Genomic DNA, 8947 nt, shown 5'->3' with positions numbered 1-8947 from the left:
CGCCGTCGCCACCGCTGCCACCACCGCCGCCGTCGCCACCGCTGCCACCGCCGCCGCCGCCGCCGCCGCTGCCACCGCCGCTGCTGCCAGTGCCAGCACCTTTACCGCTTGCATGGGAAGCGGTGGAATCGCTGCGATCGTGCCTGCCCACGCCAACGCCGATGGTGGCGGTTGTCAGCGGCGGGCACATTTTGATCTGCGTAGGCGTAAGAATTGTCATACGATTTATTGCAACGCAGCACGCTGCAAAGTTGTCTTCTGTTAGCGGACTGCATTGCGCAGCAGTCATGCGCCGCCGCTGTACTGCGTCTGCGTCAGTCACGACGATGACGGAAGCTATTGATGCGGTGGAGAGGAGGAAAAATGTTTTAAGTATCGCCTTATTAATTCTTTGCATTTATTTACTCCAACGCAATAAATTGTTGAGAAATAAATCCACAATCTTCTTTAAAAAGGCGGCGGTCAATTTACGAATTATTAGTATCCTCGCCACAACATCGCCCTATTTCGAGTTAATCAACGGCTAATTAATCCATAATGGCTATCCTCTACGTCGGACGCGGGGACTTTAGCCCGCCGTGGGAGACCTTTCATGAAACGCCTCATCGCGCGTAGCGCTCTTCTTTTGCTCATTGCGGCCCCAAGCGCCGCTGATGCCGGTACAACCATGAAGACTGCCGGCAAGGCCTTTCCGCCCCCGGCCTTTGCTTCTTTCTGCGCGCGCGAACCGAAGCTATGCAGCACCGGCGGCAAGGGGAGAGTGGCCCTTCTCCCGGCGAAGGCTAGTGAACTGAAGCAGGTCAACAGTTTCGTGAATGCCCGGATCAGGGAGCGGAGCGACCAGGCGAATGTCGGTAGGGATGACGACTGGCGCGTACCGACCGCCTATGGCGACTGCGAGGACTTCGCGATCCTGAAGAAGCGAGAGCTCATGAAGCGCGGCTGGCCGGCCTCCGCATTGCTGCTGACGGTCGCTCGCTATCGCGGCGCCGGTCATACGGTGCTCACCGTGCGCACCAGCGAGGGCGATCTCGTGCTCGACAATCTTACCAATTCGATTCGCGACTGGTCGCGTACGCCCTATAACTACTTCGCACGCCAGTCGCAGTCGAACGGTCGGCGATGGGAACGGATCGAAGGCGCTCAAGAGATCTGAGCCTGTGATCCGGCGCGTGTCAGGCGCCGGCCGCGATACGATTTGAATTAATCCGATTCGTTCCTGCTCGAACGGGTGAGCGAATGCCCGAAGACCTTATTCGGGGCCACTCAGTCGGCGCTCAACGCCACGGCCGGCTGTAAGCGTGAGGCGTTTCTTGCCGGCAGGTAGCCGAAAAGCAGGCCGGTCAGGAAGGCGCAGGCGAAGGCGAGCACCACCGGCCCGGGTGTGAAACTGACCGGCATGCCGAAGACTTGGGCGACGTAACCGGTCGCGAGGCCAGCGGTGACACCGATTGCTCCACCGATCGCGGAAACCACCAGCGCCTCGACGATGAACTGCACGAGGATGTCGCGCTGGCGCGCGCCGGTTGCCATGCGCACGCCGATCTCGCGCGTGCGCTCGCTGACGCTGACGAGCATGATGTTCATGACGCCGATGCCGCCGACCAGCAGCGAAATCGCCGCGACAGAGCCGAGGAAGAGTTTCAAGGTGTTCGATGTCTCGGTGAAGGCCTCGCGTACCGACGACATGTTGGTGATCTGGGTATCCTCCCTCTTGTGGCGCTCGTTGAGCAGGGCCTGGATACGCTCCTGCGTCAAATCGATCGCCGAGGCGTCTTCGACCTTGATGGTGATGGTGCGGATGTTGCGCTGACCGAAGATTCGCATGCTGCCTGTCGTGAGCGGCACGAACACCACGTCGTCCTGATCGTTGCCGCCGGCGCTCGCGCCCTTTTCGTTCATCACCCCGATCACCTGGAAGGGGATCTTGTTGACGAGCACATATTGGCCGATCGGATCGGAACCGTCCGGAAACAGGGTTTTGACGACGGTCTGCCCAAGGACGGCGACTGGCGCGTAGCCCGCCATGTCGCTGCGGGTAATGAACTCGCCGCGGCCGATGCTCCAGGATTTCGCCTCGGTGAATTGCGGTGCCGTGCCGTTGGCCGTCGTCTGATAATCGATGTTGCCGCGTCGGAGCGTCACCGTCGTCGTCATTTCCGGCACGGCGAAGGCGACATTCGGCAATTCGAGAATGGCATCGGCATCGGCGGGCACGAGGGTGACATTGCTTCCGCCGGCGCTGCCGCGGAAATTGGCCATGCTCGGGCGCACCAGCAGCAGATCGGATCCCATCGAGGAAATGAGGCTGAGCACGGAATTCTGCGCACCGGTGCCGATCGCCAACATGGCGACCACCGAGCCGACGCCGATGACGATGCCGAGCAGCGTCAGGATCGTGCGGAAGAGATTGGCGTGCAACGCCCGCACCGCCATCTTGACCGCTTCCGAGACATCCGCGATCGCCGCAAAGCCCGCGCGCGTGCGCTGGGCAAGGCCTATCGCCGCGTCCGGGTTGCTCCGCCTATTCATAGTGCGGTCTGCAATGATGCGGCCGTCGCGAAACTCGATCAGCCGGTCGGCCTGTTCTGCGACCTCGCGCGCGTGGGTGATAACGATGACCGTGTGACCACTCTCGTTCATCTTGCGGAGCAGCGCCATCACCTCCGCGCCGCTCTGGCTGTCGAGCGCGCCGGTCGGTTCGTCGGCGAGGATGACGCGCCCACCGTTCATCAGGGCGCGGGCGATCGAGACACGCTGCTGCTGGCCGCCCGAAAGCTGGCTCGGCCGGTGGTCGAGCCGGTCACCGAGATTCAGGGATTCCAAAAGCGCCTGCGCGCGCTCGTGCCGTTCCTGTGCGGACACCCCGGCATAGACCGCCGGCATTTCGACGTTCTCCTGCGCGCTCGCGGTCGGGATCAGATTGTACGCCTGGAAAACGAAGCCGAAGGTGCGGCGGCGGAGCGCCGCGAGCTCGTCGCCATCGAAACCGGAGACCTTTTCGCCGTCAACTAGGTAGTCGCCCGAGGTCGGCTGATCGAGGCAGCCGAGAATGTTCATCAGCGTGGACTTGCCCGATCCGGACCGGCCCATGATGGCGACGAACTCGCCGGCCTCTATATCGAACGAGATGTTGTGCAGGACCTCGACGGCGAGATCGCCGTTGAAATAGGTCTTGCTGACGTCCTTGAGGGAGATAAGGGGTGCCATGGCCGCGCTCAAAACAGCCGCAGCATGCGCATGCCGCGCCGCAAGCTCGTGTTCCGAGCGTTCGCGGAGGATGCCGTGTCGACGACCACCTTCTCGCCTTCCTTGAGCCCGCTGATGATCTCGGCACTGACGCGATTGCGAATGCCGACTTCAACGTCGCGTGTCTCGGTGGCGCCCGAGGGGGTGACGACCGTCACGTGCGCCAGTGTCGGCTTGTCAACAGACCCGCCATTCATGCGGACCGCTGCGTTTGGCACGACGAGCGCGTCTTTGGCGGTGGCCTCGACGAAGAAGGCCTGCGCGCTCATCGACATCATGAGCTCGCCCTTCGGGTTGGGCACATCGAAGAGCGCGTAGTAGAGGATGACGTTGTTCTCCGTGTCCGGCATAGGCTCGATCTGCCGCAGCTTGCCGGGGAAGCGCTTTCCCGGCTGGCCAAGTAGGGTGAAATAGGCGTCCATGCCGATCTTCAGCTTGCCGACATCGGCTTCGGAGACCTGGGCCTTCACCGTCATCGTCGAAAGATCGGCAATGGTGACGATCGTCGGCGCCGTTTGGTTGGCGTTGAGCGTCTGGCCTTCCTTGGCGGGATTCGCCACGATCGTGCCCGCCATCGGTGCATAGATCTTCGTATAGCCGAGGGCGACCTTGTCGCCCGCGAGCGTCGCCTTCTGCTTACGGATCTGCGCCTCAATCGCATGAACGTCCGCCTGGGCCGCCGTGTGGTCGGCGACCGCCTGATCGAGGGTCGATTGCGAGACGCTGTTGGTCGCGACCAGGCTGCGCTGGCGTTCGATATTGGCCGCCTTCAGCACGAGCTGGGCCTTCTTGGAGACGAGTTGCGCCTCGAGATAGGCGAGTTCCGCCTGGTCTATCTCGATCCTGTTCTCGATCGAAGCAGGATCGATCTCGGCGATGAGCTGGTTCACCTCGACCTTTTCGCCGATCTCGACATGCAGCGACTTCAACTGACCGGACACCTGCGCGCCGACATCAACCGATTTGATCGCGTCGAGAGTGCCGACTGCGGTGACGCTGTCCTCGATATCTCCGCGCGTGACCGCCTGGGTGATCATCGTGGCGGCCGGCTGCGAGTCGTACCGGCTCCAAGCATAATAGCTCGCGCCGAGGGCGGCGATGAGAGCCGGCGCGGCGATCCAGAGGCGCGACCGGCGCTTGTGACGGAACGGTGGGGCGGAGGCCGGAATGATGGTTACATTGGGCGCCGCATCGCGTGCCGTCGCGTCTTCCCTCTTGGCCAGCTTTCTCATGGGTATATCAGCCTGTTTGCCTCGGTCGGCGTCGCTCATCAAGAATATAGATGAACGCAGGCAGCGAAAAGCATTGAGATCATTATATTTTCGTAATGTAGGGCAGGCCTGGCCTAGGCGGAAATAACGCGGGCGAATAGGCATTTGCGCCAGCGGTTTAGCGGAGGCCCTTACAGAAGCGGCCGCAGATAGATGCCGCCGAAATTCGTCTCCTTCGCGAACCCTTTCTAAGGTATGACCTTGGGTCCGGCGCAAGAGGGCGTCCGCGCCACTTCGTGTGAATTTGTCGCGTCACCCTTTTGCGAAAATCTTCTCCCTCCCAGAAACGCCTTGACGCAGTTTTGTCGCCGCACTAGAAGAATACGAACCGTACCGTACGGTACTGCTGGAGCGGCGGCGAAGTGCGAGGCATTGGAGCGATAAAGGAGACGGGGGGCGAGAGCGGTCTGACGGAGCGTCAGGCGGTCGTGCTCGAACAGGCGTTGCGCCTGCTCGTCGACGGCGGCGAGAAGGCGCTGACGACCGCCGGGGTCGCGCGCGCCGCCAATTGCTCCAAGGAGAGCCTCTACAAATGGTTCGGCGATCGCGACGGGCTGCTTTCGGCAATGATCGCCTTTCAGGCGAGCAAGGTCAGAACACTCGAGGTTTCGCCCGAGACGCTGGACGCAGCCAGCCTCAGGGCGCATCTTGTCGCCTTTGCCAAGGACCTCCTGGAGGTGCTGGCGGGTGACGTCTCGCTCGCGCTCAACCGGCTGGCGATCGGCCAGGCGAGCCGCGAGGGCTCGAAGCTCGGCCATCTGTTGCAGGAGCGCGGGCGCCGGCAGATCGGCCGCCGGGCGGGGGCGCTGCTTGAAGCCGGCCGCAAGGCGGGGCTTCTCGCCTTCACCGATGCGGAGGAGGCCTATGGTGCGCTCTATGGTCTCGTCGTCTCCGACTGGCACTTGCGCTTGCTGCTCGGTGAGGCGCTGGGGGACATGAAGAAGGATTTCAGCCGCAGGGCGGAGAGCGCGGTCGATGCCTTCCTCACGCTCTATGGCACGAAAGGGTAACGGCGGTCCCGTTGTGGGTTGCCACTACAGCGCCGCGCGTCCTATCAGACGCGCAAAGGTCGCTGTAGCACTTTGAGTTGCTGCATGTCTTTGTCCTTAAATCGAGGTCGATTTAAGAAGACATGCAGTAGGAAAACAGACAGCAAAGGGAAGGAAAATTCGATGCGCGTCTATTACGATCGTGATGCCGATCTCAATCTCATCAAATCCAAGAAGGTAGCCATCGTCGGTTATGGCAGCCAGGGCCGCGCCCATGCGCTGAACCTCAAGGATTCCGGCGCCAAGGAAATCCGCATCGCGCTGAAGCCGGGCTCGGCGACGGCCGCCAAGGTCGAGGCCGACGGCCTCTCGGTTCTCTCGGTCGCGGAAGCCGCCAAGTGGGCCGACCTCATCATGATGGCGACGCCGGACGAACTCCAAGCCGACATCTACAAAAACGAGATCGCCGACAACATCCGCGACGGCGCAGCAATTGCCTTTGCCCATGGTCTCAACGTCCATTTCGGTCTGATCGAGCCGAAGGCTTCGGTCGACGTGGTGATGATTGCGCCGAAAGGCCCGGGCCACACGGTTCGCGGCGAGTACCAGAAGGGCGGCGGCGTTCCCTGCCTCGTCGCCGTTCACCAGGACGCGTCCGGCAACGCGCTCGATCTCGCGCTCTCCTACGCCTGCGGTGTCGGCGGCGGCCGCTCGGGCATCATCGAAACCAACTTCAAGGAAGAGTGCGAGACCGACCTCTTCGGTGAGCAGGTCGTCCTCTGCGGCGGTCTGGTCGAGCTCATCCGCGCCGGCTTCGAGACGCTGGTCGAGGCCGGTTACGCCCCGGAAATGGCCTATTTCGAATGCCTGCACGAAGTGAAGCTGATCGTCGACCTGATCTATGAAGGCGGCATCGCCAACATGAACTACTCGATCTCCAACACGGCCGAGTGGGGCGAATACGTCACCGGGCCGCGGATCATCACGGAAGAAACGAAGGCCGAGATGAAGCGCGTCCTGAAGGACATCCAGACCGGCAAGTTCACCTCGGAATGGATGCAGGAGTACCGCTCGGGCGCTGCCCGCTTCAAGGGCATCCGCCGCGTCAACGACGCCCACCAGATCGAGGAAGTCGGCGCCAAGCTGCGCGGCATGATGCCCTGGATCGGCAAGAACAAGCTGGTCGACAAGGCGAAGAACTAAGGCCAGTCGACGGAGAATAGAAAGGAAGCCGGGGCTCACGCTCCGGCTTTCTCATTTGTGCTGAAGGGAGGCGCCCGGTAGCGCGGGACAACGAGCCAAGCCGGCGCCAAGGCGCATTACATCGGATCCTTGCCCTTCATGGCATTTTCCATGTGTGTCTTACACTTTTCCTGGTCATTCGCAGCCAGTGCTTCCTTGGCCATGGCGAGCTCTTTCTGTGCCATTTCCTTCTTTCCCGAGTCGGTGATCTGGCCCACGTCGGTTTCGAGCTTCGTCATGCCCGACTGGTCGCAAACTATATCGGCCTGTGCGAAGGCAGTAGATACGCAAACCGCGGATATCGCGGCTGCAGCCAGCATTTTCTTCAACATCTGTAACCTCCAGTATCATCGCTTCAAGCGATACACGGGGCCAAACCACCAACGGGCGCTTCAGTTCCGTCGAGGAGCCAATCAGTCGCGGTAGAAGTTGCGCGGCCAGCGATGCGCCCGCAGCTTCTCGCGATGTTCTTGGGGCAACCCGTGTCCGTCGCCGATCGCGCAGTTGCGCTCGACATTACGGACCGAGCGCATGCCGGGGATCACCGTCGAGACGGCGGGGTGGCTGAGGACGAAACGAAGCGCCGTTTCCGCGAGCGCGTCGGGAGCGATCGCCAGATCCTCGATGATTTTCCGCGCGCGTTCTTCGACCTCCCGCTTCCGTTCGCCGCGGAAGTAGTTCTGCCGGAAGTCACCTTCGGGAAAGACGGTGTCGGCGCGGATCTGTCCGGTGAGGCCGCCTTCATCGAGAGCCACGCGGACGATCACGCCGACATTGTGGCGCGCGCAGGCGGGGAACAGGCGCTCTTCAGGAGTTTGTTCGAAGACGTTGTAGATCACTTGCACGCTGTCGACCACGCCGCTTTCGATCAGCTTCAGCGCATTGTCCGGCTCGTAATCATTGATCGACACGCCGAAGAAGCGAATCTTGCCGTCGCGTTTCAGCCGCTCGACCGCCTGGAGCCAATCGCCACGCCCGACCCATTCGTCCGACCAGACGTGAAATTGCTGCACCTCGATCGCCTCGACGCCGAGGTTGCGCAGGCTTGTCTCGGTGCAGGCGATGATGTGCTCGGCGGGAAAGCCATCTTCGACCGGAGTACCCGGGCGAGCGGGCCATTGCCGGTTCTTGGGCGGAATCTTGGTCGCAACATGGATCGTCTCGGAGCGCTCGCGCAGCAATTTTCCGATCAGCCTTTCGCTGTGGCCTTCCCCGTAGCCAAGCGCCGTATCAATGAAGTTCAGTCCCAGGTCGATCGCCCGGTTAAGCGCGCGGGCGGACTCCTCGTCGCTCGCGCCGCGCCAGCCGCTATTGCCGATACCCCAGGCGCCGTAGCCGATTTCGGAGATGCGAAGGCCGGTGCGGCCGAGAGTTCTGTAATGCATGGGTTCCTCGCAGATGTTGGACAGTGGGCCGGTGATGGGATGCCGGTTACCTAGGCTCCAACCGCAAGCAGTCAACGGGGTTGAGGCGCAGCGGGTTGCTTTACGTCATTCCCCGCGCACTGGCTTTGCGGCCGACACATGCAGCCAGCGGGTCGGCTTGCCGTCGTACCCCCCACCGTCCACTTGCGCTATTTCGACCTCTGCCCAACCCGTCTCTTCGAAGCGCTGCATGAGCCACTCGCGAGACGGATAGTTGTAGTAGCGGCCGAGATCGTCCCGACCCTCTCCCGTTCCGGCCTTGAAACTGGCCTGAAGAAGGCCGCCGCCCTTGAGTGCACGAAGAACGCGGGCGAGCACTTGCGCGAGGTCAGCCCGCGGCACATGCAGCAGGCACGCCTCCGCCCAGATGCCGTCGAATGCTTCGTGCCAGGACAGCTCTTCGAACCGGACAATTGCGACCTTTCGATTGAGCAGGCGCTCGGCCTCGGCCGCCAGTTCCGGCGAGGCGTCCGTCGACGTCACCTCGAAGCCCCGGGCGATCATGTAGGCGCTATCCTGTCCGCCGCCGCCGCCGAGCTCCAGAACCGAGGCGCCGGGCCTCAGCCTGGCAAGGAAGTTTTCGAGCCGTTCCCTCGGCAGCTTGCGCGCGCGGCTCGCGTAGGCTGCGGCATTGTCCCGGTAGAAGCGGACGGTGCTGTCATCGGTTGCGGTCATGGCGATCCTTTTGTGAGACGCTCGCCATCAACGCAGCAGGCGAGATCATCGAGGACCATGCGCCTGCATCGGCACGGGTGAGCGCGTGGCATGTCTC

General features: G+C 62.2%; 8 protein-coding genes and 1 pseudogene. 3 read left to right on the top strand and 6 right to left on the bottom strand.

Annotated features, from left to right (window positions below; translation table 11 throughout):
• A pseudogene (locus AYK65_RS32925) lies at positions 1-397 on the bottom strand (hypothetical protein); the annotation flags it as partial.
• Positions 398-592: 195 nt separating this feature from the next.
• Here AYK65_RS32925 and AYK65_RS10105 point away from each other — a divergent pair.
• Positions 593-1156, top strand: a complete 564-nt coding sequence (locus AYK65_RS10105) for a transglutaminase-like cysteine peptidase (protein WP_046120745.1) — start codon at positions 593-595, stop codon at positions 1154-1156.
• A gap of 110 nt (positions 1157-1266) precedes the next feature.
• Here AYK65_RS10105 and AYK65_RS10100 read toward each other — a convergent pair whose 3' ends face one another.
• Both AYK65_RS10100 and macA read right to left on the bottom strand, forming a co-directional pair.
• The gene (locus AYK65_RS10100; RefSeq protein ID WP_081158270.1) at positions 1267-3210 is read right to left on the bottom strand and encodes a MacB family efflux pump subunit; all 1944 of its coding nucleotides are present in this window, start codon (positions 3208-3210) and stop codon (positions 1267-1269) included.
• 8 nt (positions 3211-3218) lie between these two features.
• Positions 3219-4481 (bottom strand): macrolide transporter subunit MacA, encoded by a 1263-nt coding sequence (macA, locus tag AYK65_RS10095; RefSeq protein ID WP_081158269.1) that lies wholly within the window; start codon positions 4479-4481, stop codon positions 3219-3221.
• Between the two features lie 401 nt (positions 4482-4882).
• On the opposite strand from macA, the gene AYK65_RS10090 reads away from it, so the two are divergent.
• Together AYK65_RS10090 and ilvC are read left to right on the top strand one after the other, a co-directional pair.
• The gene (locus tag AYK65_RS10090; RefSeq protein ID WP_081158268.1) at positions 4883-5530 is read left to right on the top strand and encodes a TetR/AcrR family transcriptional regulator C-terminal domain-containing protein; all 648 of its coding nucleotides are present in this window, start codon (positions 4883-4885) and stop codon (positions 5528-5530) included.
• A 162-nt stretch (positions 5531-5692) separates the two neighbouring features.
• Entirely contained in the window at positions 5693-6712 is a 1020-nt protein-coding gene (ilvC, locus tag AYK65_RS10085; RefSeq protein WP_046120749.1) for a ketol-acid reductoisomerase, read from the top strand.
• A 116-nt stretch (positions 6713-6828) separates the two neighbouring features.
• Here ilvC and AYK65_RS10080 read toward each other — a convergent pair whose 3' ends face one another.
• The 3 genes from AYK65_RS10080 to AYK65_RS10070 form a co-directional block, all read right to left on the bottom strand.
• A complete protein-coding gene (locus tag AYK65_RS10080; RefSeq protein WP_026617675.1) occupies positions 6829-7083 on the bottom strand; it encodes a hypothetical protein in 255 nt (84 codons plus the stop codon).
• An 81-nt stretch (positions 7084-7164) separates the two neighbouring features.
• Positions 7165-8136, bottom strand: coding sequence for an aldo/keto reductase (locus tag AYK65_RS10075; RefSeq protein ID WP_081158267.1), 972 nt, complete (start codon positions 8134-8136; stop codon positions 7165-7167).
• Between the two features lie 105 nt (positions 8137-8241).
• Complete coding sequence (locus AYK65_RS10070; protein WP_081158266.1) at positions 8242-8850, bottom strand: class I SAM-dependent methyltransferase; 609 nt, start codon at positions 8848-8850, stop codon at positions 8242-8244.
• Positions 8851-8947 lie beyond the last annotated feature (97 nt).

The sequence above is a fragment of the Ensifer aridi genome, from assembly GCF_002078505.1.
In the GTDB taxonomy this organism is placed as follows: domain Bacteria; phylum Pseudomonadota; class Alphaproteobacteria; order Rhizobiales; family Rhizobiaceae; genus Sinorhizobium; species Sinorhizobium aridi.
This window is presented reverse-complemented; position numbering and strand designations above follow the sequence as displayed.